20 protein-coding genes and 1 tRNA gene are annotated in these 24,918 nt (G+C 68.1%); 5 read left to right on the top strand and 16 right to left on the bottom strand.

Features of this window, described 5'->3' with window-relative positions:
- The first annotated feature begins 897 nt into the window (after window positions 1-897).
- Complete coding sequence (locus OG538_RS16950; RefSeq protein WP_406094466.1) at window positions 898-2,181, top strand: hypothetical protein; 1,284 nt, start codon at window positions 898-900, stop codon at window positions 2,179-2,181.
- A 197-nt stretch (window positions 2,182-2,378) separates the two neighbouring features.
- On the opposite strand, the gene OG538_RS16955 is transcribed toward OG538_RS16950, so the two are convergent.
- The 7 genes from OG538_RS16955 to OG538_RS16985 form a co-directional block, all read right to left on the bottom strand.
- Window positions 2,379-3,422: a serine hydrolase domain-containing protein gene (locus OG538_RS16955; protein ID WP_406094468.1), complete on the bottom strand. Its 1,044-nt coding sequence runs from the start codon at window positions 3,420-3,422 to the stop codon at window positions 2,379-2,381.
- Window positions 3,423-3,521: 99 nt separating this feature from the next.
- A complete protein-coding gene (locus tag OG538_RS16960) occupies window positions 3,522-4,643 on the bottom strand; it encodes a glycosyltransferase family 4 protein (RefSeq protein ID WP_406094470.1) in 1,122 nt (373 codons plus the stop codon).
- On the bottom strand, window positions 4,640-5,176 hold the full coding sequence (locus OG538_RS16965; protein WP_406094472.1) for a dCTP deaminase domain-containing protein: 537 nt from the start codon (window positions 5,174-5,176) through the stop codon (window positions 4,640-4,642). Before OG538_RS16965 ends, OG538_RS16960 begins: the two co-directional genes overlap by 4 nt.
- A complete protein-coding gene (gene dcd, locus OG538_RS16970; protein WP_406094474.1) occupies window positions 5,173-5,712 on the bottom strand; it encodes a dCTP deaminase in 540 nt (179 codons plus the stop codon). The genes OG538_RS16965 and dcd overlap by 4 nt, the downstream gene beginning before the upstream one ends.
- A complete protein-coding gene (locus OG538_RS16975; protein WP_406094476.1) occupies window positions 5,712-6,944 on the bottom strand; it encodes a metallophosphoesterase in 1,233 nt (410 codons plus the stop codon). Before OG538_RS16975 ends, dcd begins: the two co-directional genes overlap by 1 nt.
- Entirely contained in the window at window positions 6,941-8,245 is a 1,305-nt protein-coding gene (locus OG538_RS16980) for a UDP-N-acetylglucosamine 1-carboxyvinyltransferase (RefSeq protein ID WP_406100181.1), read from the bottom strand. The genes OG538_RS16975 and OG538_RS16980 overlap by 4 nt, the downstream gene beginning before the upstream one ends.
- Before the next feature lie 18 nt (window positions 8,246-8,263).
- A complete protein-coding gene (locus OG538_RS16985) occupies window positions 8,264-8,698 on the bottom strand; it encodes an ATP-binding protein (RefSeq protein WP_406094478.1) in 435 nt (144 codons plus the stop codon).
- 175 nt (window positions 8,699-8,873) lie between these two features.
- On the opposite strand from OG538_RS16985, the gene OG538_RS16990 reads away from it, so the two are divergent.
- Both OG538_RS16990 and OG538_RS16995 read left to right on the top strand, forming a co-directional pair.
- The gene (locus OG538_RS16990; protein WP_406094480.1) at window positions 8,874-10,145 is read left to right on the top strand and encodes a helix-turn-helix domain-containing protein; all 1,272 of its coding nucleotides are present in this window, start codon (window positions 8,874-8,876) and stop codon (window positions 10,143-10,145) included.
- Window positions 10,142-10,699 (top strand): flavoprotein, encoded by a 558-nt coding sequence (locus OG538_RS16995; RefSeq protein ID WP_073736488.1) that lies wholly within the window; start codon window positions 10,142-10,144, stop codon window positions 10,697-10,699. The genes OG538_RS16990 and OG538_RS16995 overlap by 4 nt, the downstream gene beginning before the upstream one ends.
- Here OG538_RS16995 and OG538_RS17000 read toward each other — a convergent pair whose 3' ends face one another.
- The 5 genes from OG538_RS17000 to OG538_RS17020 form a co-directional block, all read right to left on the bottom strand.
- On the bottom strand, window positions 10,700-12,400 hold the full coding sequence (locus tag OG538_RS17000; RefSeq protein ID WP_406094482.1) for a mobilization protein: 1,701 nt from the start codon (window positions 12,398-12,400) through the stop codon (window positions 10,700-10,702).
- A gap of 4 nt (window positions 12,401-12,404) precedes the next feature.
- Entirely contained in the window at window positions 12,405-12,806 is a 402-nt protein-coding gene (locus OG538_RS17005) for a plasmid mobilization protein (RefSeq protein WP_406094484.1), read from the bottom strand.
- Between the two features lie 390 nt (window positions 12,807-13,196).
- Window positions 13,197-14,069, bottom strand: a complete 873-nt coding sequence (locus OG538_RS17010) for a DUF2637 domain-containing protein (protein ID WP_406094486.1) — start codon at window positions 14,067-14,069, stop codon at window positions 13,197-13,199.
- A gap of 417 nt (window positions 14,070-14,486) precedes the next feature.
- Entirely contained in the window at window positions 14,487-15,800 is a 1,314-nt protein-coding gene (locus tag OG538_RS17015; protein WP_406094488.1) for a DUF3631 domain-containing protein, read from the bottom strand.
- Window positions 15,801-16,105: 305 nt separating this feature from the next.
- Complete coding sequence (locus tag OG538_RS17020; RefSeq protein WP_406094490.1) at window positions 16,106-16,336, bottom strand: hypothetical protein; 231 nt, start codon at window positions 16,334-16,336, stop codon at window positions 16,106-16,108.
- Window positions 16,337-16,430: 94 nt separating this feature from the next.
- Here OG538_RS17020 and OG538_RS17025 point away from each other — a divergent pair, with 94 nt between their 5' ends.
- Window positions 16,431-17,111: a helix-turn-helix domain-containing protein gene (locus OG538_RS17025; protein WP_406094492.1), complete on the top strand. Its 681-nt coding sequence runs from the start codon at window positions 16,431-16,433 to the stop codon at window positions 17,109-17,111.
- On the top strand, window positions 17,108-18,649 hold the full coding sequence (gene xerC / locus OG538_RS17030) for a tyrosine recombinase XerC (RefSeq protein ID WP_406094494.1): 1,542 nt from the start codon (window positions 17,108-17,110) through the stop codon (window positions 18,647-18,649). The genes OG538_RS17025 and xerC overlap by 4 nt, the downstream gene beginning before the upstream one ends.
- A 35-nt stretch (window positions 18,650-18,684) precedes the next feature.
- Here xerC and OG538_RS17035 read toward each other — a convergent pair whose 3' ends face one another.
- The 4 genes from OG538_RS17035 to OG538_RS17050 all read right to left on the bottom strand — a co-directional run bounded on the left by OG538_RS17035 (window position 18,685) and on the right by OG538_RS17050 (window position 24,907).
- Window positions 18,685-20,673 carry an AAA family ATPase gene (locus OG538_RS17035; protein WP_406100182.1) on the bottom strand — a complete coding sequence of 663 codons (1,989 nt, stop codon included), beginning with the start codon at window positions 20,671-20,673 and terminating at the stop codon, window positions 18,685-18,687.
- A 251-nt stretch (window positions 20,674-20,924) separates the two neighbouring features.
- Window positions 20,925-20,998, bottom strand: a tRNA-Lys gene (locus tag OG538_RS17040).
- A 91-nt stretch (window positions 20,999-21,089) separates the two neighbouring features.
- Window positions 21,090-22,697 (bottom strand): amino acid permease, encoded by a 1,608-nt coding sequence (locus OG538_RS17045; RefSeq protein ID WP_406094496.1) that lies wholly within the window; start codon window positions 22,695-22,697, stop codon window positions 21,090-21,092.
- Window positions 22,698-22,765: 68 nt separating this feature from the next.
- On the bottom strand, window positions 22,766-24,907 hold the full coding sequence (locus tag OG538_RS17050) for an FG-GAP repeat domain-containing protein (RefSeq protein ID WP_406094498.1): 2,142 nt from the start codon (window positions 24,905-24,907) through the stop codon (window positions 22,766-22,768).
- Window positions 24,908-24,918 lie beyond the last annotated feature (11 nt).

Genomic DNA, 24,918 nt, shown 5'->3' on the forward strand with positions numbered 1-24,918 from the left:
GCAGGCTCAGTTGGCAGGGGGAGGGGAACACATCATCCGATGCATAGCAGCAGAGAGAAAGGAGTATGCGGTGGCGGAACATGGTGACGGTCGGTGCGGAGCCCTGGCGTTGACGGCAGCCAGTGGCTGCGGCAGCGACACGAGGGCGGCGGCAAGAACAGCGCGGCGGACGGTGACGGATACGGGCAGTCCGCGGGCAGTGGGGGCGGCTCATGGATACCGATACGAACGGCCGGCCTAGTACCACGCCATGGCGGACATCGAGACGTTCGTCAGCCAGCGCACCACGTACCTGCGTCTGGAGGGCAAGGACTACGACGACTAGTAGGCCGACCCGGACGCGGAGTCGGCCGGCAAGCTGTGGGGTATCAATGAGTGCGCCGTCTTTTCGGACGTGACATGCAATGGGGTCACGCTCATGTCCGACGACGACATGAAGAGCTTCCAGACCCAGGCGCGGAAGCGGGGCCCGCTCTTCGCGGGCCGCCGAAGTAGTCCTGGTTGGTCGTCGGCATCTTGATACCGTCCCTTGCCACCCTGTTCACACAGAGCAGCGACAAGGACCCACAAGACACCAGTCTGGCCGCCGGGACTACGGGGGACGGGCCCCCAACGGCGGATGCCATTCTCGATACGCGAGGGAGATCATTCATGGCTCGATGCAAGGCATGTCCCGAAAGGAAGGGCCAGTGCCGCACGTGCAAGGGCACCGGCAAGGTCTACGCATGGTCCGGCCCGCGCAAATGTGACAAGTGCGGAGGCGACGGCGTCTGCTGCGGATGTAACGGGTCGGGCTCCACTCCCGACTGGTAGCCCAAGGGCATGGTCTTAAAGCAACGCACTGCGAGGTCAACGCCATTAGGCTGTTGCGGCGTTGTCCACACGGAGGAGATTACTTTGCGAGCGACGCACCGGCACGTCGTGCATCTGGCTCTTGTGGCTGTACTGACCGGTTTGGCGGGCTGTTCCGACGGCGCGTCGGGCACGGATGCGGGCGCTGGGTCCCCGGATGCGGCTTCCGGCGCCAAGCCTCCGGCCGCGGCGAAGGCGAAGGCGTTCGATCCTCCGACAAAGTTCGGCAAGGAGATCGCCCTGCCCGTGGACGAGGACATCAAGGACTGGGGCTTCGCCCTGCTCGGTCCTACGCTGTACCACCGGACCTCCGCGGCCCTTGACGCCTACGACACCCACTCCGGGCGGAAACTCTGGTCCTCTTCCCTGGGCCGCAAGGACTGGTACACCGGCAAGGAGCGCGAGCCGAGCGACGATCAGACCATCCCCCCGGTCTTCGCCCAGCTGGACGGTCGCACGGGCGTCCTCTTCGCGTACGCCGACTACACGAAGGGCTCGGGCACCGAGCCCGACCGGACCGATGTCTATCTGCGTTCCGTCGACGCGGACAGCGGCAAGGTGTCCTGGACGGTCCGCCTGCCCGCGCCGAAGGGAGCGACCGTCAGCTATCTGGAGCCTGGAGTGATCGGCGCCGAGGACGGAACCGCGGCCGTCAGGGTCCACACCGACAGGGACGATGCCGGCAGTGACGGCGGTCAGAGCGCCACCACCTACGCCGTCGACCTGAAGAGCCACCAAGTGATCTGGCAGAAGGACGGCTTTGCGGGCGGCACGCTGGACAGCGGCGTCGTCATCGGCGCCCAGCTCGGCGACGAGGCAACTTTCCAGGCAATCGACGGCTGGCACTCCCAGGACGAGGACCTCGCTCTCACGGGCCTGGCCCTCACTGACGGCGCCCCGCGCTGGAAGCATGAGGGCAGCACTGGCGTGGAGGTTGAGGCGGTGGGCGGCGGCTTCTTCATCGCGGGCTCGCTGCGCGACAGCCGTACGGGCGAGCTCGTCCCTTCCGCACCGGACGGTAGCTTCATCCACTGCTTCAACGACCAGCGGTCCGTGGTCGTCTGCAACACCAAGGAGACCGCACGGGGTATCGACGCCCAGAGCCGCAAGGTGCTCTGGACCATTTCCCAGGACGACCCCTCACGGAAAAAACCCGACGTCGGGAACGCCTTCCATGGCGCCGTCTACGCCGCCACCGACACCGACGGCGTCATCCTCGACGCCCGCACGGGCAAGGACCGCAGCATCTCCAACAGCGGAAGCAACTACATGATCAACGAGTACGCCGCAGTGGACATCTACATGAGCGTGTACCCCGCGACTGGGTGAGCTGGGGCTTCAATCGATTGCCGTCGCCGCGCGACCACGTCCTGGCTGTCTTCGGTATCGCATTCAGATGAGGAATCCGAGCGGCCGCCGTCAGAGCGCTGTACGGCGGCCCGTCGCTAGCCTCACAGACCGGTCAACTGCGGCTCGCCACTGCAAGGGGTCTTACAGCTTCCCCTCGAGGGTGCACGGCCACCAACTCACTCGAAGGCAAGCCCGCGGAAGACGTTGCGGACGTCCGCCAGGGACTGACGGTCGCGGGTGTAATAGAGCTTGTTGGTCAGGAGCACTGCCCACCGGCGCTGGCCTGGCGAGATCCACATGCCCGTGCCGGTGAAGCCGTAGTGGACCCAGACATCATCAGTGGGCGTAGTTCCGGGCGCGGGGTGCCAGAACAAGCCGCGTACCGGCTGCAGCTCGCCGGTCTGGATGGTCAGCGATTCCGAGGCCCAGGAGGAGCCGATCCCTGCCCGGCTGGGCGCGTTGGTGGGGTCAAGCATGTAGCGCAGAAAGGCGCCGAGGTCGTCCATGACGGTGAAGGCGCCGGCGATCCCGCACACTCCGCCCAGGAGCCGTGCGGAGAAGTCGTGGGCGATGCCCTTGAGGTGGGCGTTGGTCTCCGGGTCGAGTTCGGTCGGGGCGCATCGTGAGGCGGTCTCGGCGGGCAGCGGCCCGAAGCAGGTCGTATGCATGCCCAGTGGCTGCCACGTCCGCTGAGTCGCGAGCTCGTCGAGGCGCTGGCCGGCGAGATGCTCGGCGAGGTATCCAAGGATGAGGGCGGCTCGATCGGTGTACTCGACGGCCTCGCCGGGTGGACGGTACAGGGCTTCGTGGAGGACTCCGTCACGAACGTCTTGTGGGTCCGTGCCGTAGAGGTTCTTGAGCTGGGCTCGCAGCGGAACACCGGCCGTATGGGTCAGCAGCTGTCGGGCGTTTACGACCCCGAGCGGGTGGCCGTCGACTTCGTACCAGAAGGTGCCGAGTGGGATGTCGAGATCGAGTTTGCCTTCCTCCCAGAGGGCGCCGATCGAGGCCCACACCGCGAGGATCTTCGTCAGGCTGGCGGCATCGAAAATGGTGTCAGACTGCATCGGCGTATCGAGGTCGTCGGGGTCGAGCACTCCGGTGGAGCCGGAGGCGTGTACGCCAGCAGCGTCACCGACGGCCCATACGGCACCTGGGTAGACCCTGTCGCGGACGCCTTCGCTCAGGAGCTGCTCGATGCTGTCGGTGCGGTACGTCATGGTCTCCCTGTTCGCCGTGTGCATCCCGCCGGGTCAGCGTAGTGACGTGGGCGGGTCCGGTGGGCGATCGGCGTGGCGGCATCGCCTGCTGTGCGACGTTCATGTGAGCCGGCGGCCCAGGTCCGTCAGGGCTTGAGCGGTCGTTGAGAGTGGGTAGCGGGCGGCGTTCGCGTAGCCCGCCTGTCGGAGAGCGGGCAGCAGTCCCGGTGCGGTCCGTAGCCGGTTCAGGTCGCGGGCGAGTGCGGTGGACTGCGTGAAGTCGGTGGCCATTCCGGACCCTGCGAGGACCTCGGTGAGGCCGGACACGGGCTGGTACAGGACAGGCAGGCCGCAGGCTTGGGCCTCCAGCGCGACCAGGCCCATGGCCTCCAGGGTGGTGGACGGCAAGGCCAGTACGTCGTGCTCGGTGAAGGCTTTCCACAGCTGTGGACGGCGGAGCCAGCCGAGATAGCGGGCCCGCACGCCGGCCCGCTGGAGCAGCGGGGTCAAGGCGCGGAACTGGGCTCGGGGGGCGGCGACGCTCAGCTCGACGCCCGGAATGGGCGCCAGGCCGGTGATGAGGCGCTCGACGCCTTTCTCGGATGTCAGCCGTCCTGCGTACAGGACTCTCAGGTGGCTGGTTGACGTGCGGGCGGGTCTGGCCGGTGGATGAGTGAGCAGATGGTCGGGGATGCCCCAGGGGATGTGGACGACCTTGCGGCGGTCTGTTTGCGGGGCGAGTTTGAGCAGGTGATCGGCCATGGCAACGGTGGAGACCACGATTGCATCGGCGGCTCTCGTTGTCTCGCGCAGTACCTGGAGCTGGTCGCGGTGGGCTTCGGCGAACAGCAGGTCGGTGCCGTGGACCATGGCGATCCTCGGGTGTGCCGGCAGGGCCCGGAGTAGCGCGGGGGTGGCGCCGAACGCGAGATGGTGCAGGTGCAGCACGCCGATCTGTGCCGGATCGATCGCGGTCACCAGAGCCCGGCGCAGGGCTTCGACGTAGCGACTGAAGCTGGCACCTTCCAGACACTTCCCGGACACGGACAGCAGGTCGAGGCCCGAGGGGAGACGGGGCCTGGGGCCCGGGGGTGCCAGCATGAAGGCCCGCGCGGGGATGAGGGGCTCATCGCCGGTATAGAGGTCGAGGAAGAGTTCGACGCTGCCGCCGGGGCTACCCACCGGAAGGTCGAGGAAGGTGGCTGCCAGAGGGCTCGCGGTTGGGCGAACGACGGAACTCACAGCGCTCCTTGGGGGATCTCTTCGTACAGGCGGGAGATGTCGATGCCGTTCGTCGCCGTGTACTTGGCGTGTTGTTGCTGGTAACTGGCCGGGGCGCCAGCAGTGGTGAGGAAGACGAGCTTGCCGAAGGTCATCCCCGGGTAGACGCGGGCGGGCTTGGCGACACGGATCTCCAAGGTCCAGCGGATCGCGTGGCCCTGGTGGCCGAGCGGGGCGGATACGTGGACCCAGATGCCGAGGGCGCCGATGGTGCGGTTCCCGTTGAGTAGCTGTGCGTACGTTTCCGAGCCGGTCTTCTCCAGAGTGATGCCGAGGTAGAGCACTCCGGGCCGCAGGACCAGGCCGGTGGTGGGGATGGGGTGTTCGGTGAAGGTGGTGCGGGAGGCGGCGTCGAGGTCGCCGTCACAGATGCGGATCGTGTCGCCCAGCCGCCAGTCGTAGGCGTTGGGTGAGATCCGCTCGGGCTCATAGGGGGAGATGGTGATCTCTCCCGTGCTGACGGCAGCGGCGATGGTCGAGCCCGTAAGAATCACGAGGCGACCGCCTGGATGGGCGCGGTGTCCTGCCAGTAGCGGGAGGACTGGGGGCCGGCGGCACCCTGGTACTTGCCGCGGTACAGGTCGACGTCGCCGGTGGAGACGAAGAACATGATCTGCCCGATCTTCATGCCCGCGTACACCCGTAGCGGGCGGATGGGCGAGAGCATCAAAGTCCACTGTCCGTGGAAGCCGATGTCGCCGATCGGCGCGGTGATCTCGACGAACAGGCCGAGGCGTCCGACCGAGGAGCGGCCGAAGAGGAGGGGGACGAAGATGTCCGAGCCGACCTCCTCGACGGTGTGGCCGAGGTACAGCTCGCCGGGCTGCAGGACGTATCCGTCGTCGCCGATCAGGATCGAGCGCGTGGGATTGGTCTGGTGGGCGTCGATCACCCTGGCGGCATACGTCAGCAAGGTCGGACCGAGGCGGACGTTGTAGCTGTTGGGGTTCGTCTGGTCCGGGGTGAAGGGGGAGATCCGTACACGCCCGTTGGCCACGGCAGCCTTGATCTCAGGTCCGGTGAGGATCATTACTGGCCTCCTTCTTGGGAGTCGGCGGAGCTGGGGAGCGAGGTGGTCAGGACATGGCTTACGGCTTGGCGAAGGCGTAAGCCCGCTTGATGAGTTCGCCCGCCGAGGTAGCTGTCGGCGAGGTAGTCGGTGGTCAGCACGGTTCGGATCGCCGGGGGGAGAGGCGCAGGGGCGACGATCAGGGGGCCGACGAGTTCGGTGAGGTGGTCGAGCAGCTTGCCGTGGTCCTGGACGTGCTGCTCGGGGAGGAAGGCATGCACGAGCTGGTTGCCGAAGGGCTCGATGGCCAGCAGGTCGCCGAGGGTCAGCGTGGCGCCGAGTGGCACGGGACGCAGGGCGGTCTCGTTGAGGACGACCGCGTCAGCGCCGAGGCCGGAGTGCAGTCGGTCGGCGACCTCTTCGAGCAGTCTGCGGCGATCCAAGGGCGCATCGCGGAGGCGCTCGTCCACAGCGCCGATGGGGCTTCTCAGTCGCAGTCCGATGGCTGAGATCTTCTCCATCAGCGAGGTGCGTTCGTGAGGAACGGAATGAGCGTCGGGGAAGGACCTGATGCGGGCGCCCCAGCCGCTGCCGACAGGCTCGGCGGCGGCGTATCCGACACCCAGTTCGCGGCCCTTGACCACGAGGGTGTCGCCGACGTGCTCGGGGCCGAAGCTGTCGCTGTGGCAGTGCCCGGCGAAGATGACATCGGCGCGCGGGCAGGCTGCGGCCAGCTTCAGGTCCTCGTCGAAGCCGGAGTGGGACAGCACCATCCACGAGTCAGCCCTGTGGTGGTTCTCCTGCATCACTTCGTGCAGCGCCTGTGCTGGGTTGCTGATGCGGTGGCCGGCGCGCTGGTCGGCAGGGATGGCGTTGAACGCCTGCGGGCCCATCACCGCGGTGACAGCGACTCGTCGTCCTCCGATGTGCTGGATGCGTACGCGGTTGAAGAGTGGCGTGCCTCTGTTGTCGGTCGTGTTCGCGCACACGGTCATCCGGTGCAGCTGCGGCTCGAAGTAGTGCGGCCACCCGTGGTTTCCGGGCGCGAGCAGGTCGTACAGGGTGGTGAGGACTTCGCGCTCGATGCGTCCCTCCCCGAGGTGGTAGTAGCCGCTCCCCTCGAAGAAGTCTCCGCAGTCCACGATCAGGCTGTCGGGCCTCGCAGCGTGGAGGTGGGCGAGCATCGGAGCGGCCGAGTCGAAGGCGGAGTGGACGTCGGTCGTCGCGATGATCTGCCGCAGTTGCCGGTTCACGGGATCACCTCGCAGATGTCGGCGCCGAGGGCGTGCAGCTTGACGGGCAGGTCGGCGTGGCCGCGCCGGAGCTGTTCGAGGCCGCCGAGGGTGGTCACGCCGCGAGCGGTGAGGCCGGCGATGAGAAGGGCGGAGCCCGTGCGGATGTCGGTGGCTTCCACTCCAGCACCGGTCAGCTGCTGCGGCCCGGTGAAGCGGCACTGCGTGGGCGACAGCTCGTCGATCGTGGCTCCTAGGCGGGCGAGCTGAGGCAGCAGGTTGCGGTGGCGGCCGGGGTTGATGTCGTCGGCGAACAGGTGCGTGCCGGGCAGGGTGAGGGCCAGAGCCAGCAGCGCGGGCTCGAAGTCCGCGTCCAGACCGCCGGGGGAAAGAGAGGCAATGGCTCGCAATGGTCGGCCAGTGGGCTGCGTGTCCTGCGCCTGGACGGTGAGGGTGCCGTCCTCGGCGTCGGCGGGAATGCCGAGCCAGCGCAGCGCGGTGATCAGAGGGGTGATGTCGTCGCGGCGTACGCCGAGGATGTGCGCGTTGCCACCTGTTACCGCGACTGCGCAGGCCAGCGTGCCCGCTTCGATCTTGTCGCCAGGCACTCGCCACGCGATCTCCTCACCGGAGACGGATTGAGGCGGCTGAAGCGTGAGGACGGCCTCGCTGACTCGGCACTCCCACCCGGAGATCCTCAACGCCTCTACGACACTGAGAACTTCGGGTGACAGGTTCGGTTGGCCCAGTCGCAGCGGCCGTCCGGCGACGACCGTACGCAGGACAGCTGCGATGCTCGCTCCGCGGGACCGGAAGGGGAGCATGATCGACACCGTCCCGCGTCCGCCAGTGGCTGCTTCCACGAGGTAGCCGCGGTCATCGACGGTCGAGCGGTCACCGAACCGCTCGTACACCTTGAAGTGCTGCTCCATCCCGCGTTCCCCGATGGCGCAGCCGCCCGGCCACGGCAGCCGGGCCCGTCCGTATGCGCCGAGAAGTGCCGGGACCAGGTAGTACGAGGCCCTGATACGCGCGGCGACCTCGGGATCGGGATCCGGCCGCTGCTTGTCGCTCGGCAGGATCACCGTGGTGTGTGGATCGCTGACCGGACGGGCCGCGTGCCAGCCGGACTGCTGGAGGAGGGCGAGCATCGTTCCGACATCCGTGTTGGCCGGGACGTTACTCAGGTGCACCGGGCGATGCATGGCTGCGGCGGCGGCCAGCAGGGGCAGGGCCGCGTTCTTCGACCCGTCTACGGTCACGGCCCCTGCGAGCGGAACGCTCGGGCGCACGGCGACGACTTCTGCGGCGACTGGGGGAATGCGTACGGCTGGCAACAGTCAGCTCCTCATCTGGGGCACGTGTGTGGCGACGGTTGGAAGCGGAGCGCTGAGATCGAGCTCGGCCCAGCAGCGCTTACCGGAGGGCAGTGGGTCGAATCCGTGGCGGTCGGCGAGTGCGGCGACGAGGAACAGGCCGCGTCCGCCCTCTTCTTCCGCATCCGGCAGGCCGACTTCCGGGATGTCGAAGCTGGTGTCGATCACGGCGATCCGCAGCGCCTCGTCGCTGAGGTAGGCGCCGGCTGTGATCGGTCCTTTGTGTGCGTGGCGTACCGCGTTGGTGATCAGCTCCGAGGCCACCAGCACGGCCGCGTCCAGGAGTGCAGGTCCAAGAGCGGCGCCCCATTCCCGTATCTCCTGGGCGATCTGCCGGCGCGCCGACGCGGCGCCGGCAGGTGTGCCTGGGACGGGAATCCGGATGTGGTGCGCTTCCATGAGCGGCCTCCTGATCGGTTCGGCCACTCCACGTAACTGCCGGACGGGCCTCTCGGACCAGGGCGTGTGCGGGTGCTGCATCGTCTATGCAGGAGCTGCATCACGGTGCACTGCCGGTCCCTTACGCTCGGTTGGGAAGGCAGGATCGGCGACGGCGGGAGGAGCCGTGGCACAGATGGCCGAAGCGCACAGCGAAGCGAGACGGATCAGTGAAGTGATCCGTCAAGCCCGCGTATTACAGCGGCGTTCGCAGAAGGACGTCGCCTCCGCCCTGGGCTATCACCAGTCCAAGGTGAGCCGCCTTGAGGGCGGTAGGGGCACTGACGACATCCGCATGCTGCGAGATGTCTCGCGCGTGCTGGCGATTCCGCCGCACCGCCTCGGCCTCGCCGCCGCCTCGGACATCAACCACTCCGAACCCGAGACAGAGGACATGCACCGCCGTACCGTTCTCGCCGTCGGCATCGCCGCGCTCGCGACCCCGACCCTCCCTAGCACCGCCCATCAGGACTTGGTCCAGTCCCTGCTGCCTGGAACAGCCCGTGTGACTGCCGAACCGGTGCCTGATCTCCAGTGCATGCGGGACCAAGTCGCAGGTGTACGACGCCTCTTCTGCACCTGCGATTACACAAAGCTGGAAGGCACGCTGCCCGTCCTGATCGGGCAGTTACGGCAGGCCATCAGCGACAGTCCCGGATCGAGCGACCTGTCCGGGCTCCTCGCCACGGCGTACCAGACCTCGGCGAGCCTGCTGCTCAAGCAGAGCGACCAGGGCAATGCCTGGCTCGCGGTCGGACGTGCCATGTCCGAGGCCGAACGCTCCGGCGATCCGGTCGTCCTCGCCTCCAGCGTCCGCGTTCACGCGCACGCCCTGGCCCGTGACAGCCACACCGCTCAAGCCGTCGCCCTCGTCCGGCACACCGCAGACCAGCTCACGGGCTCGTACGACCAGCGCTCCCCGAAGTACCTCGCGGCACTCGGACTGCTGCTTCTGCGCGGGGTCACCGCCGCCAGCAGCGGTGGCGACCGCTCCGCCACCCGGGACTTCCTCACCGAGGCGAAGGAAGTCGCCCGCTACGTGGCACTCGACAGCCCCGACGCCTGGGCCAACTTCAGCCCGACGAACGTCGCCCTGCACGGACTCAGCGCGGCGGTGGCCTTCGGCGACGCGGGCGTCGCCCTGGACACCGCCCGGCCTCTCATGCGCCGCCACATCCCCGTCCCCGAGCGTCGTGCTGCCTTGTGGATCGAGGCCGGCCGCGCATACAGCCAGCAGGGCCGCCTGGCGGACGGGTACCAGGCCCTTCGCATCGCCGAGAGCTGCGCGGCCCAGGACATCCGTCGCCCGGCCGTCCGTGGGCTGGTGGCCGACATGGCCGCCCGCGACCGTCGCCGTACGCTGCCGGAACTGCACCGTTTCAGCCGTCAACTGGGAGTCCCCGCGTGAGTGATCAGCCGGACCTGCAGACCAAGAAGCCTTTCCTGTACGTCGTCGTGTGCGCCTCCGGCATCGCGGGCGACGTCGGCATCCTGATCACCGCGGCGCAGGAGGCGAACTGGGATGTGGGTGTCGTCGCCACCCCGCAGGGCCTCGGTTTCATAGACGCCGAGGCGGTCGAGGCACAGACCGGCTATCCGATCCGCTCGGCCTGGCGCTCGCCCGGCGACCCACGGCCGCTGCCGCCCGCCGACGCCATCGCGGTGGCCCCGGCCACCTTCAACACGATCAACAAATGGGCTGCCGGAATCTCGGACACCCTGGCGCTGGGCATCCTGTGCGAGGCGTACGGCTTCGGCATCCCTACCGCCGTCATGCCCTACCTGAACTCGGCGCAGGCCGCCCACCCCGCATACAGCCAGAGCCTGGAGCGGCTGCGCGAGATGGGCGTCCTGATCGGTTCGTACGAGCCCCATAAGCCGAAGGCCGGCGGTGGCGCGGACCAGTACCGCTGGGAAGAGGCGCTGGAGCTGCTTACTCCCAAACTGTCCGCACCGGCCTGATCACCGCCGCCGTGCTGGCGGTGCCTGCGGCGGCGGAGGCGCCGCTGCCGAGTGGATCGGGGCGGCAGCGCGGGGCGTGGTGCTGCGCGCCCTGGCCGCCTGTGCGCGGGGACCAGGGGCGTGACGGTCACCAAGGCGGCGGATGCGCCAGGTCAGCGCGCGGGCGGGGCTGTGGGCGTCGTCCAGGGTGCGCTGGCCCAGGGCCTGACCGAGGACGGTCGTCGCGTTGTGCCCGACAGCCTCTGCTTCGGCGAGCACGGCGGTGAGTGCGTCCCAGGCGGGGTCGTTGAGGATGCGCTCGGCGTGCTCCGGCACGGCCTGCTGGAGGTGGTGGGCGTAGCGGTGCTTCATCTGAGGGCTGGGGGCACGCTGTGCGAGGCCAGTCAGGACCGGCTCGGCGACCTGGGCGTACGCGACCTGAAGGTGTACGAGAGCCTGTTCTGCTGCCGCTTCCTGCTGGGCGTGCTGGTGGGTGCGGTGCCAGTGCATGGCGAGCACTACTGCCGTGAGCACGGTGTCCAGCAGCATGGCGATTCCCGACCCGTCGCCGTCCGAGGGCCGGTCTCGCCAGATCGTTTGGATTCCCCGCCGCAGAGCGTGGGTGCTGGCGAGGTCGGCTGCGATGCGGGAGCGGGTGGCACGCTCGAAGGCGACAGCGGCTCGTTCCAGTTCGGCCTTCGCCGCGGTCGGTGCGTTGATCGGCAGTAGATCCAGCGTCGCGCCGAGTAGGACCAGTTGGCCTTGGGCGGTCCGGTCGTCGCCGTGGGTGAGGTGGTGGGGGATGCGCTCCGCAGCGGCGGTGGCTTGGTGCCATGGGTTGCCCGGCCGGATGGTGACCGGTTCGGGGCTGGTGGTGGCGAGGCTCTTGCGGATCTTGGGCAGAGACAGGTCGGGGGCGAGGGTGGAGCCCGCGTAGAAGACTGGCTCGCCCTTGTCGTTGGTGTCGTGGGGCAGGGCGAAGTTGCAGCCGAGCGCATCACCGGAGGGGCCGCGCTTGAAGCGCACAGCCACTCCTGTGTTCTCCAGCAGTGCGAAGAACTCGGCCTCGTCGGACGCGGCGGCAACCGCGCGGCGTACCCGCAGACGCAGGACGTCACGGGCGGCGGCTCCCTGGCCCAGGCGCTTGGCCTTGAAGTGCTCCTTGCTGGTGAGCCGCTTTGCGCCGGTGCCGTCTCCCGGCTTCAACCGCCGGAGCCCGTAGTCGACTTCGATCGAGCGGGCCTCACGCTGGACTGCGCGCTGGTCGTAGCCGCGCTCGGGCCTTCGGCCGTCGTGGCGTACGAGGGTGGCGGCGATGTGGATGTGGTCGTCGGCGTGGCGGACGGCCACCCAGCGGCAGGCTTCCTCGTCACCGTCGGGGGCTATGCCGGCGGCGGCCACCATCCGGCGGGCGATGTCCGCCCACTGCCCGTCGCTGAGGATCGGGTCTTCGGGCGCGGCGCGGACGGGGCAGTGCCACACGGTGTCCCTGGGGGCCTTGTCGCCCAGCATCTTCACGGGCTGGTCGAGTTGTGCGACGAGCTGGGCCTGCACGTCCTTCGGGTCGCGGTGGGGGCTGCGGCCGGGGTCCGGGGCGAAGCCGTTCCAGGACGCCACGAGGTGTGGGTCGGTGTGCTCGTTGGCCCGCCCCTTGCCGAAGAGGTAGGCGATGGTGCGTTGCGTGGCTTTCGGGCCCGCACCGAGAATGATCTTGGGAATCACCGGCTCACCGGGCCTCAGTGACCTGGGCGATGGCGATGTCCAGTTCGCCGATGGACGCCTCGACGCGGGCCAGGAGCCTTTGGACAGTGGCCGGGTGGGGCCAGGCTCCGTCCTTGTTGAGGTGATGGGTGAGCTGATTGAGGTTGCTGCCGATTTTGCCGAGCTGTCCGTTGGCGGCCATGAGCGTCTTCACCATGGCGCGGTAGTCGGCGACAGCTGCGGTGGGGTCGCTGGCGCGGGAGGCGGCGAGCGCGCACTCGGCCACATAGCCACCGGTCGCCATGCCGCTCAGAGCAGCGGCGCTCTTGACAAGGACGAACTCTTGGTCGTTGTAGCGGGGGTGGACGCGGCGCTCGCGCAACTGCTTGTCACGCAGACGACGACGCGGCGCTGGCTGCTGCGGCATGCTCGATGACGGCTTGGTGTCCCCTGTCCCGGCTGGCTCCCCCGAGCCGGCCGACTCCGGTGCCGCCTCGGCGCCGGATGCCTCCGCCTGCTCTGGGGCGGAGGTCGGGTAAGGACTCCTTACCCGACAACTTGCTCCGTCTGAAGCAGCCCGTCCGAATGCCTGCCGCACACGTTCCGTCAGCACAGGCGACTTCGTCAGCGGTATCTGTTCCTTGGGGTGGTGTGGATCGTGCGTCATGAACGGTTCTCCCGACGAGGATGAGGCGGGCTCGGTAGGGCCCGCGAGCTGCGAGCGGTCACACAGACCCGTCCTTGGCTGTGATGAGCCAGTAGTGACCGGCCTGGCCGGGTGACCGGAACGGGTTCCGGTCACCCGGAGGGTTCCTGGTCAGCCGCTGGCTGGATCGCTTTCGGCAGTGGCTGTGAGTTCGTTCCGGAGGACGTTGGTCACCTCGGTCAGCCGCTCACTGGAAATCGAAAGGCCCTTGTCCTCAACTGCCTTCCGGACAGTGGCCCGGGTGAGTTTTCCCTGCTCAGCACAGGCAGCCCTGCCGATCTCCACGAGATCCCCGAGCGGGGCGCCGGGCGGACGGCCACCCCGGGACTTGGTCTCCGCAACGTCCGCAGGAGGTTCCGGAGGCCCATCGAGCACGGCGGCCGGTGGCTCGGTGAGCGTGCCGGGTTCCGCTGGCTCCGCTGATATTCGGGCGGCCCGGAGGGGGGTGGTGACCGATGCCGTCAGCACTTGCCCGGAACCTGCGGTCGGGTGCTGGTCCACGAGCTGGTGGATCTGCCGCATCAGTACGGCGAAGGCCACCATCGCGGCTGCCGGGGGAACCGCGGCCACCACGTAATCGAGGAGCGGGGCGTCACCGGTATCGCGTGTGCCGCTGACCCCGGCAACGTTCAAGGCGATGGAGCCGGCCGAGCCGATGGCGGTCACGGCTATGGCCCATCGGTCGGTGACCCGGCGCAGCCCTGCGCGGAGCATCAGCAGCTCACCCGCGACGATGAAGGCGTCCAGGGTGGCGGGCCATGCCCAGCGGCGGACCTGTGAATCTCCCAGCCCGTGCTGCCCGGCGACGTCGGCCAGGTGCGCGTAGGAGAGCCAGAACGCTCCGGCGGTCAGGGCGACGATGACGATGCCGGCCGCGATGAGCGCGTAGCGCTCGGCAGCACCCTGGGACGCTGTTTGTTGTCCTTCGGCCGTCCGGTTCTCCGGCTGGTGGTGGTCCGGGGGCGAGAGGGGAGGGGTGGGCAAGCGGGTGCTCCTGGAGTGGTGGTGTGGTGCGTCTTTGGCGTCTTGGCCGTTGCAAGTGCAGGTCAGGGCGGTACGGCAGCAGCTCCGGCTGGCCGTCTCGGTGGTGCCGCCGGCGTCTTCAGCTCTGTCGAAGTACGGAGCAGGCGGTTCGCCGCGCCAGTACCCGGCCCGGTGGCCGTGTCCCGAGTCGGGACAGCGCATTGCGTCTTCCGTCTCACCGGTCAGGGCTGTGACCTGCACTGATACGGCAAGGACGCGTAAGACGGTGCAAGACGGATCCGGGCAGCGTCTTGAACGGACAGGCCGGTGGTCGTGATCGCGTTGCCGTCTTGACCCCGGTCGCCGTCTCGCCTGCAGGCCGTTTGACCTGCGTGATCACGGCAGGGACGGCAGGGACGGCAACCAGGGCGGCGGGCCTCAGCCCTGGTCGGCGGCGGGGCGGGTGCCGACGGGGTGGACGGTGGGGCAGTACCGCCGCCAGCTGTCGAGGAACTTGTTGCGCGTGTAGCCCTTGCGCTGCGTTCCGTCGGCCATCCGGACGTTGCCCGGCCCCACACCGAAGCCCCGCAGCAGCCTGCCCAACTCACGGGCGTTCAGCCCACCGCGCCCCCACTCCGCCCACGGGCCCTCGGGGTCCTGGCGCAGGTGATGCAGGAGCTCTTCGGTGGACAGGCTGTCCACCTCTCGCTGGGCGGCGAAGACCCGGCGAGTATCGGCGAGGATTCGTGCGCCGCTGGGGTGGTCCTCCTCGGCTGCCACTTCGGCGGCGACCATCCGCGCGCACGCCACTCGGGCCCGGCGCGGCCAGGGCCCCCCAGCCAGTTCGGCGACGATCACCAAGGGCTCCCAGGTGTCGGCTGCACGGTCCTCGACCGGCATGTCCGGCTCAAGGATCGCGGCCTCCTCCAGAAACTGGCGGGCCCACGCGTTGATCCCGTCGCGCAGCTCGTGCAGGGCGGGAATGTCACGACGAGAACGGAAGGGCTTCACCCTCTCCCCTTCGGCCCGCCGACGCATCCGGATCACGACCGACCGGTCCATGATCGTGTCGGGCAGGTTGCCGATCCCCGCGATGGCCGCCATGGCGAAGGTGGCGAACTTGTGCGGGGTGTGGTCGTTACCGACGACCCGAGTCACGTAACGCCCTCGCTGATGACCGGCGTTGAGCAGGCCACGCGTCTCCTCGTTCCGCTCCGCCTGCTTTGGCGTGCCGAAAATTGTGTCCGCCTCGTCCACCAGAAGTGTCGGCGGTTCCTCCTCGGTGATCGAGCGGAAGATCGCCGCTGGTGTGGTGTTAATGGTGAGCATCGGCTCGTGGACCGTCTCGGTCAGCACGTCCAGGAGCCGCGACTTGCCGCACCGCTTCGCCGGCCCCACCACCGCCAGCCGTGGGGCGTGCTGCCACGCGGGCTGGAGATGCGTCGCCACCACCCAGAGGGTGATCGCGTCCAGCGCCTCGGATGAGGGCGGGATCACGAACTGGGCTATCCGGGAGCGCAGTTCGTCGAGCAACATCGTGCCCGGTGTCGGTTCCGCGTCCGGGACGGCCTCCAGTCCGCTCGCCGGGTCCTCCTCACTGGCGCTGCCGTCGGCCGCACCGTCGCCCGGGTCCGCTGCTGCGCTGTCCTCGTGCGCGTGGCGCAGGTGGGCGCCGGGCCGGCCGGGGACGGCCGTGGTGGGCCAGGCCGCTCGGGCAGGGGCGGAATAGGGCTCGGGGTTCTCAGGTTGCACTGGGCGGCTCCTCGTCTGGCGGTGTCGGGCTTGCACGCCCCTGCCGCCGGGTCGATTCTCATGGGATTGCTGGGGAGTCCTGGGGCCTCCGGCGTTGCACCGCCGGGGGCCCATTTCCTTCTGGCGGGTGGCTGGCCGTCCCGTGGCCGGGCATCCCGCGTTCCTTCAGGGAACGCACGGTCTGTTCCCTCGGGGAACACAGGCCGCCGTCCTTCGGGGAACACGGACAGTACGTCCGCACCTCGCAACAGTCCAGCGTTTCTGTGTCAGCTCAGCGCAGAAGCGTCTGCGGCACTCCCGGCGCTTCAAGCCGCCAGGCCCAACAGGGCCAACAGGTCCGCGGTCACCACGCGATAGGCGTTCCCGAGCCTGAGCACCCTGCAGGGGTACTGGCCGCGCTTGGCGAGCTCGTACCCTTTGCTCCGGCCCAGCCCCAGCGCCCGGTTGCCTGTCTCCAGGTCAACGGCTACCGGCAAAGCCAGCAGGTCCTCACGACTCATCCCCTTCAACGACCCCTCCGTGGTGTTCTCGCGCATGCGCCATCCCTTTCGGCACAGCCGTCGGCGAACGCAGTCATCACGTCCGGCTCCAGGCGTCTACCAATCAGGATCCACAAGCTAATGTGTCTTCATGACACAACGTCGTGTGGATGATGAAGCGGACAACTTCCCGGAGTGGGTGGACCGGGTCCAGGCGAACGTGGCCGGCGAAGTCCGCCGCAGACGAAAGGAGATGGGGTGGAGCGCGCAAGAACTGGCCGACCGATGCGAGCAGCTCGGGCACCCGATCCCGCGCAACGTGATCGCCAACATGGAATCCGGCCGCCGGGCCGGCCTGCCATTGGTGGACGTCCTGGTCCTGGCTGCCGCCCTGGAGACGTATCCGGCCTGCCTCGTCTTCCCGGTCGGCTACGTCGACCGGACCCAGGAGCTCCCCTTCGAGCACCTCGTGCCGACCTGGGACGCTCTGCGGCGCTTCACCGGCGAGCAGGAAGTACCGGGGCACGATGCCGGCCTCGTACCCGACTTCGAGATTCACGCCAGCCTTGTGAGCACCGCCCTGGTTGCGCTCGACGAAGAAGAGCAGGCGCGGTTCGCCGTCAAGACGGCAACCAGCCGCGCCCAGCAGGAAGAAGCCGAACGCAAGCGGACCGAGTACGCCGACCGGGCCGTCTCCGCGAAGTACAAGCTCCGCTATCTCCGCCGAGACCTTCTCGACGACGGAGCCATCCCGCCCGACCTCCCACCCGCACTCCACGACGTAGACCCGCCCGAATGGGCCCCTGAGACCACCCCGGAGGAACGCCCTTGAAGGGATCCACCCACCGCCGCTGCTACTGCCGCAACGCCGAGACCGGCAAGCCGCTCGGCAAGAAGTGCCCCAAGCTCACCAGCCGCAAGCACGGCTCCTACTCCATACGCCAGGAGCTCCCGCCACGGGCCGATGGCACGCGCCGCTCCTTCAACCGCGCCGGCTACGAAACACTGAAGGCCGCACAGGTCGACCTGGACCACGTACGAGCCCTCATCGCCATCGCGGACTCGGACGATGATCACGACCTGAACCGGATCGCGGAGCTGCTCGAACAGGTCGCCGACGAGAAGGCTCCCCTGCCCGACATCGATGACACCCGCAGGCGTTTCAGGGCAGGCTTGGACCTGATCGGACGGCGGACAGTGGGTGAGTGGCTCGACCAGTGGCTTGCTGCGAAGAAGTCACGGAAGACGACGCTCAACGGGTACGCCTCCCACATCCGCGTCCACCTGAAGCCCCGTATAGGCCATGTCCGTCTCGATCGTCTCAACGTCGGCCACCTCGTGGAGATGTACGACGGCATAGCCGACGCCAACGAGGTAATCCAGGCGGAGAACCTCGAACGGCGCGAGCAGATCGCCAGGTGCAAGCCCAGTAGGCCCGGCCGTCCCGTCGCAGCCGAACGAGCCCTGCTCGCCGTCGAACGGGCGAAGCTCGCCAAGATGAAGCCGTTCCGGAAGATCACCGGGCCCGCTACGCAGCAGAGCATCCGGCGCACGCTGCGAGCGGCCCTCAACGCGGCGATCGCCCAGCAGTACATCTCCTTCAACCCGGCTTCCCACGTCGAGCTGGAGTCCGGCAAGCGCCCGAAGCCGCTCCTCTGGACCGCGCAGCGAGTGGAGCGCTGGCGTGCAACCGGCGAGCTGCCGTCGCCGGTCATGGTCTGGACGCCGGCTCAGTTCGGAACGTTCCTGGACGCAGCCGAATCCGACCGGCTCTACGTGCTCTTCCACCTCGTGGGTACCCGCGGTCTCCGCAGGGGCGAGGCCGTCGGCCAGAACTGGACGGATGTCGACCTGGACGCCGGCCTCATCACACCGGCCAAAGAGATCGTGGTCGACGGTTGGGATCCGTACGAGTCCGCCCCCAAGACGGACGGCAGCGCCGGGACGATCGCCCTGGACAGCGTCAACGTCGCTCTCCTGCGGGAGCAGCACAAGGCCATGCAGAGCGCTCGGGAGGAGTGGGGCGACGCCTGGAACGAGACGGGCAAGGTCTTCACTCGCGAAGACGGCTCCTGGCTGCATCCGGAGACGGTCTCCGAGACGTTCAGGCGCATCCTCGCCACCACGGATCTACCGCCGATCACCCTGCGCGATCTGCGCCACGTCGCGGCCACGCTCACCCATGGCGGGGGCGGCGACCTGCACACGATCAAGGAGACGCTCCGCCACTCCACGATCACGCTGACCTCTGACACGTACACGAGCCTGCTGCCCGAGGTCGACAAGGCCGCGGCCGAAGCCGCAGCCGCATTGATTCCTCGCGTCAGCCGACGGATGGCGGATGAACGGCGAAACCCGCGTACAGAATGACGCGCCAAGGAAAGGAGGGCGGAGAGGCTTTGCGGTTATGCCATCCCCGTAGCCCTGCCGAGGCTCGTGACGTTCTCCAGCATGGCGTGGAGAAGGAATGGCGGGTCCGTCGCAACAGTGCGCGTCGTCTCCAGATACGTCGCCGCGTTCTTTCCGTCGACGGCCTCGTCCGAGCTCACAAGATCCCTCCTGCGCAGGTCCCAAGCCGGCCAGTGCTGACCGAGGTAAGTCTCCAGGTTGTCCTCGAAAACCGTGTACCGAGCGGTGGACTCGTCCGAAGGCTGAGAGACGACCGTGCTCCCGAGGTACCGTAGAAGATCGGCGTTCTTCTCACGGTTTCGCCGCGCGTCACGCTCGTACTTCAGTTCCTTCTCCCGCCGCTGCTCCGGAAGCAGATTTGCCGTCGACTGCCGCTTACGCTCCTCGGTACCTGCATCCCCGTCAAACACCATGTAGCAGGGAACACCCAGCATCCTGAAAAGGACGTCAGAAATCATCAGGTTGTCCTTTCCAGTCACCTCGATAACGCTGATCCCCTCCGCGCCGAGGTTGATACCAGCACGCTCCGCGCAGCCCGTGATTACTCCCTCGTCTCCTCGCCCCTCAACCAGCACCACTGCGTGGGCAAAGAAGCCCTCGGCAAACAGCCCCGCCAGCCTCCCGACCGTCCGACTCTTGACAGTGTTCGCTTCGATGAAGCCGTCGAGGACACGGCACAGGTCATCCTGGGACGCCTGACGGATCTCGGTGACGGGATGTGCCTCACCCACGGCACGGCGCAGACGGCGGATTTGGTGGTAACCCGTCGGGTCGAGGAAAACAGGGCTGTGCGTGGCGTACATGACCTGAGTGCGCCCCTCGGGGGAAGCAGCCACCAGCTCGCGCAGCACCTTCGCGAAGGTGCGTGCCTGCGGCGGATGCTGGAAAAGCTCGGGCTCCTCGATGGCCAAGCACAGCGTCCGGGAATCGCCCTCTGGGCGTCGGCGATCAGCAAGGTACTTCAGAGCGGCGATGATCAAAGCTCGCTGAAAGCCATGCCCTTGCCGGTGGACTGAGGTCTCTGCCGCGCCATCGCGGATACTCACCTGGAAGGTGGTCCGAGCCGGCCTCGGTGCATGAACCGTGGGAGTCACGACCACCTGACGACCCGTGGTAAACCTCGCGACCTCGGAAGACAGAGCAGCCGAGATGTCATCGAGTACCGGCCCGTACACCTTCGCGTGTACCTCCTGCCGGGCTAGGTGTGCGCTCTCCTCGATCTCGCCAAGCTGCTCATTCGCCTCTGTCCGATCCACTGCGTGGTCCAGGATTCGGCCCAGCGCTGTGGCCCTCTGGTCGTCCGCCTCCTCGTACGCCCGAAGGTCCGCGGAGACGAAAACGAAGTCGATCAGCTGGCCGAGCTTGCTCTGCCCCGCGAAGCCAAAGAAGTGGGTGTCCTCGATCTCCGACTCGGTGAGCTGCTCCCGATGGGCCAGCTCCCAAGTCCGCATGGCCTCAAGTGCCTTGTCCTTGCTCGCGGCCTTCGGCAGCTCCAGGCTGGCATCTCCGTCACGCAACTCGTCGTACGCCTTGCGAAGGTCGGTCGCTTTCTCGAACTTCCTCACCTCCTCGAACGGGTGGTACGCGAGCGCCTTGCCCGTGATCTTGTCCTCGCCGTTCTGCCAGGTCCGCCACACGCTCACACTCTCGGCCCCGTCGGGCGCGTACCGCCCGAGGACCTCCCGGTCGTGGGCAGTGAGCCCATCGAACTCCACCTCGACGACGATGCGGCCGCCCTTCGCCGCCGAGTGGACGTCGTCGTCACTCAGCGCGAGTGACCTTTCGCCGTTGAAGAACCAATCAAGTGCGCGTAGCACGGTGGACTTGCCGACACCGGTCGGCCCGATAAAGGAGGTGATCTCTTCGAACGAGACATCCACGTCGTGCAGACAGCAGAAGTTCTCGATGCGCGCGCGCTTGATCTTCACGATCGTCCTGAGCATGAGGTGTCGAATGGGGTGAGTGATCCCCAAGGTGATGATCATCACGCTAGCAGCCGACTCGATATGAGATGAGAGGTTTTCCGGTATCTGCCCTGCGACCCCAGAACAGCAACGCACCCAGCGCCGATCTGGTATCCGGAGTTCACGAAGCCGCGTCCGTCATGCCTGCTGCCAGACCATCCGCTCACGCATCGCTCACGCAAGAGCCCCGGAACGACGAAGCGCCTCGACCGGCCGAAGCCGCTCGAGGCGCTAAGTAGCAGGTCAGAGGGTTGCCTCTGCCCTGCATCGCGTAGGCCGTGTGGGACTCGAACCCACAACCAACGGATTAAAAGTCCGCTGCTCTGACCAATTGAGCTAACGGCCCTCGGCGAATCACCCCCGAGCATAGCCCGCCGTGGCCCGGCCGCCGATCGGGTATCGGTTGCCGGGCCCCGTCGTCATCGCAGCGGCCCCGTTCAGCGGGGTGAATTGGGGGCGATCGTGCGTGTGTGATCGGGATTGAGGAACCAGTGACGGGCCGAGGCGAACCACCAGGTGGCGGCGAATCCCAGGACCACCAGGACGGCGACCGGTGCGTAGTTGAAGGTCTCCCAGGTGACGGGCGAGACCTGGGGCAGCATGAAGAGCACGGTGATGACCACCACCCACACCACGGCGACGATGCCGATGGGGCGGGACCAGCGGCCGAGGTGCCAGGGGCCGGGGCTGAAGTCGTCGCCGCGCAGGAGGCGGAGCAGGGTCGGAATGACGTACGCGATGTACAGGCCGATGACCGCGATGGAGGTGACGGCCGCGTACGCGGTGACGTTGATCAGGTACGGGAGGCCCAGGGCCAGGGCGCCGAAGGCGGCCAGCCAGACCGCAGCCACGGGGGTGCGGGTGCGTGGGCTGACCGTGTGCCAGACATGCGAGAACGGCAGGGCGCCGTCCCGAGAGAACGCGTAGATCATCCGGCTGTTGGCGGTCACGGAGGCCATGCCGCAGAAGAGCTGGGCACCGATCACCACCAGGAGCAGGAGCTTGCCCGTGGTGGCGCCCAGGGCGTCGAGGAGGATCTGGGCGGGCGGGGCGCCGGTCGGGGAGGCCAGGGCTCCGTCGTACGACTGGATGGCGAAGGTGAAGCCGAGCAGCAGCACGAGGCCGGCGATCCACGAGGTCCAGATGGACTGGACGATGCCGCGCGGGCCGGCGGTCGCGGCGTCGTGCGTCTCCTCGGTCATGTGGGCGGAGGCGTCGTAGCCGGTGAAGGTGTACTGGGCCATCAGCAGCCCGATCATCACCACGTAGAAGCCGCTGCCCCAGCCGGTGTTGTTCACGAACTCGGTGAAGACGAACGACGCCGACTGATGCGAGTCGGGTACGAAGGTCAGCGCGCCGACGATCACGGCGACGCCGAGCACGTGCCACCAGACGCTGACGCTGTTGAGGATCGCGACGATGCGCACGCCGAAGGTGTTCAGCAGGCCGTGCAGCAGCAGGATCGCGGCGAAGAGGAGGATCGTGCGGCCGGGCGTGACCTCGAAGTCGAACTGGAGGTTCAGGTAGGCGCCCAGGAACGACGCCGCCCCGAAGTCGATCCCGGCGGTGACGGCGACCTGGCCCAGCACGTTGAACCAGCCCGTGAACCAGGCCCAGGCCGCCGCCGAACGCGGCGGGGCCAGCCGGTGCGCCCAGAAATACAGGCCGGCGGAGGTCGGGTACGCCGAACAGATCTCCGCCATCGCCAGCCCGACGAACAGCGTCATGAGGCCGACGCCCACCCAGCCCCAGGTGATGACGGCGGGGCCGCCGGTGTTCATGCCGAACAGATACAGCGTCAGGCAGCCGGAGAGCACCGAGATGATCGTGAACGAGACGGCGTAGTTGGAGAAGGCGGACATCCGTCGGGCGAGGACCTGGGTGTAGCCGAGTTCGGCCAGCCTCGCCTCGTCGGAACCGGCGGGCGGACCGGTCGGGAGGGCGTCGGTCGATGGACTTGCGGACGCGAGGCCTTCGGGCGCTGGGTCCGGTGCGTGGGCCGGGGCCGGTTCCTCGGACGGGGCACCGCGGGGGTTGATTGTCATGCCCCCAGCGATTCCCTCGCCGGAGGCATGACATGCGCCGGTTGTCGGCCGCGTAGTCCGTCAGGCTCTCAGAAGAGACCCTTGTACGCCTTCCAGCCGGTGGCGATCTGCGTGCGGGGCCCGAACGACCCCTTGCCGTTGCCGTTGTTGCGGAACAGCTTGCCCGCCGAGTCGCGTACGACGATGTCGTTCTTTCCGTCTCCGGTCAGGTCACCGACGCCCACCATCGCGTTGTACGAGCTCCCCCAGCCCGAGAACACCTGCGCCCGCGGCGCGAATCTGCCGTTGCCCAGGCCGTTGTAGCGCCACAGGCCGCCCTTGCGGTCGTGGCAGAGCAGGTCGGCGCGGCCGTCACCGGTGATGTCACCGACGCCGGTGATCTGTGCGTAGGTCTTCCAGTTGGTGTAGATCCTGACCTTCGGCGCGAACTTCCCCCCGGCCGCCCCGGGGAAGAGGTACATGTCACCGGTGGTCGTCTGCCGGGCCAGGAGGTCGGCCCGGCCGTCCCCGTTCAGATCGCCGGGCGAGGTCAGCACGTCGAACTGCTGCCAGCCCTTGCCGATCGTGGTGTGGCTGCTCTTCGGCGTGTAACCCGACTGGCCGCAGCGGCCGGTGTACTGACGGAGTTCGCCGCCCGGAATCCGTACGAGCAGTTCGGCGCACCGGTCGCTGCCGGTGTCCGCGAACGGAACGGCGAGGGTGCCGGCCGGCCAGCCGGTGCCGGTCTTCTTGCCCTCGAATCTGCCCGAGGTCTGCCCGAACTGAACGGTCAGCCCACCGGACGGGTTGAGGGTGACGAGATCACCCGTACTGAGAAAGCCCTGGTCGTGGAAGCCCGCCGTGCCGCCGCTCACCGTGATGCTCCCGCTGGTGGTGTACATCCCCGAGCCGTCCTCCGCGGTCGCCCGCAGGGTCCAGGTGTGCCGGCTGTTTACGGCGAACTTCCCCGTGTCCGTCCGGCCGTCCCACTCGACGCCCGTCTCGGTGCCGGAGCCGCCCTTGAGGGTGCGTACGGTGCGGCCGGTCACGTCCTTGACGGTGTACGTCCAGGTGACGGGCTTGTTGAACTGCCAGGTGCTGAGCCATGCCTCCGGGCCGTACATGCCCTTGATGTCGATGTAAGGCTCTGCGACATCGGAAGCCAGCTTCGCGAGGGGCTGTGCGGGCACGCCGCTGGGCACGATGTGGATGGACCGGGCGGCATCCAGGTAGGCGATGTCCCCGCCGAACTTGTCCACCGCCCAGGTCAGCCGTCGCTGGTCGGCGGTCTTCCCGGCGGGCAGGTCGGCCACCGCCCGGGGAGCGGCCGCCTTGCCCGTGTGGAAGTCGGTCAGCAGCAGCTTCCCGGCGGTCCGGTCGTGCCGGACCAGATACCCGTCGCCGACGAGGGCGGGCCCGGACGGCACGGTGAACGACTTGTTCGCCGTACGGTCGTACACCCCCGCCGCGCCGGTCGTCCCGCAGTTCCAGTAGATCCAGCGCCCGACCGTGCGCACCTCCTTGATCACACAGGGAGCGCCGGTGGCGAGCGTCTGCACGACCTTCCGCTGCCCCAGATCGGTGGCGGTGAGCGCGCCGGTGGTGGAGGTCGCCGCCCAGAGCGTGGTGCCCCAGACGGATGCGGCGGTGGGCTTACGGACGACGGGGTCGGCGGTGGCGCGATAGCTCGGGTGCACACCGGCCTGCTGTTCGGCGGTCGAGCCGCCGTTGGCGACCCAGGAGCGCCCGGTCAGATCCACGATCTTCGTGGTACCCGCCGGGTAGAGGGGGCCCCCGTAGTGCGAGGTTCCCGACATCCTGTAATTCATGCTCTCCAGGCCGGCGTTGTCGCCTTCCCCGTCGACGAAGACGACGCCGAAGCTCCCGTTGCCCGCGCCGACCAGCTCCACACAGGCGCCCATGTCGCAGGGCACGCTCCTGAGGTGGGCGCCGTTGGCAAAGGGGCCCACGTACCCGCGGCTCTGCCGCTCCCCCACGGTCACGCCGTCGGCGGACACCTGACGCTCGTACACCACCCGGTCACCGCTGGGACTCTGCTCCACGGTGTTCAGCCGCCCGCCGGAGAAGTCGAGGCCGTAGGTACCGGTGGTCGCCACGACGGCCGGAGCCGCGACGGGTGCGGCCTCGGCCGGTACGACAGTCGTCGCGAGGACGGTGACTCCCACTACGGACCCCAGCCATGCGGCACGGCCACGAACGAACGCTGTCAACGCAGTCCCCT

It is taken from the genome of Streptomyces sp. NBC_01013 (assembly GCF_045162765.1).
Taxonomy (GTDB): domain Bacteria; phylum Actinomycetota; class Actinomycetes; order Streptomycetales; family Streptomycetaceae; genus Streptomyces.

What these genes read in the sequence shown, in the direction of transcription:
- dcd (WP_406094474.1), bottom strand. Translation starts at nt 5,712, where the DNA reads ATGATCCTCACCGGACCTGAGATCAAGGCTGCCGTGGCCAACGGGCGT.
- OG538_RS17005 (WP_406094484.1), bottom strand. Translation starts at nt 12,806, where the DNA reads ATGCCGCAGCAGCCAGCGCCGCGTCGTCGTCTGCGTGACAAGCAGTTG.
- OG538_RS17045 (WP_406094496.1), bottom strand. Translation starts at nt 22,697, where the DNA reads ATGACAATCAACCCCCGCGGTGCCCCGTCCGAGGAACCGGCCCCGGCC.
- OG538_RS17020 (WP_406094490.1), bottom strand. Translation starts at nt 16,336, where the DNA reads ATGCGCGAGAACACCACGGAGGGGTCGTTGAAGGGGATGAGTCGTGAG.
- OG538_RS17025 (WP_406094492.1), top strand. Translation starts at nt 16,431, where the DNA reads ATGACACAACGTCGTGTGGATGATGAAGCGGACAACTTCCCGGAGTGG.
- OG538_RS17035 (WP_406100182.1), bottom strand. Translation starts at nt 20,673, where the DNA reads ATGATCATCACCTTGGGGATCACTCACCCCATTCGACACCTCATGCTC.
- OG538_RS16955 (WP_406094468.1), bottom strand. Translation starts at nt 3,422, where the DNA reads ATGACGTACCGCACCGACAGCATCGAGCAGCTCCTGAGCGAAGGCGTC.
- OG538_RS16985 (WP_406094478.1), bottom strand. Translation starts at nt 8,698, where the DNA reads ATGGAAGCGCACCACATCCGGATTCCCGTCCCAGGCACACCTGCCGGC.
- OG538_RS16990 (WP_406094480.1), top strand. Translation starts at nt 8,874, where the DNA reads ATGGCCGAAGCGCACAGCGAAGCGAGACGGATCAGTGAAGTGATCCGT.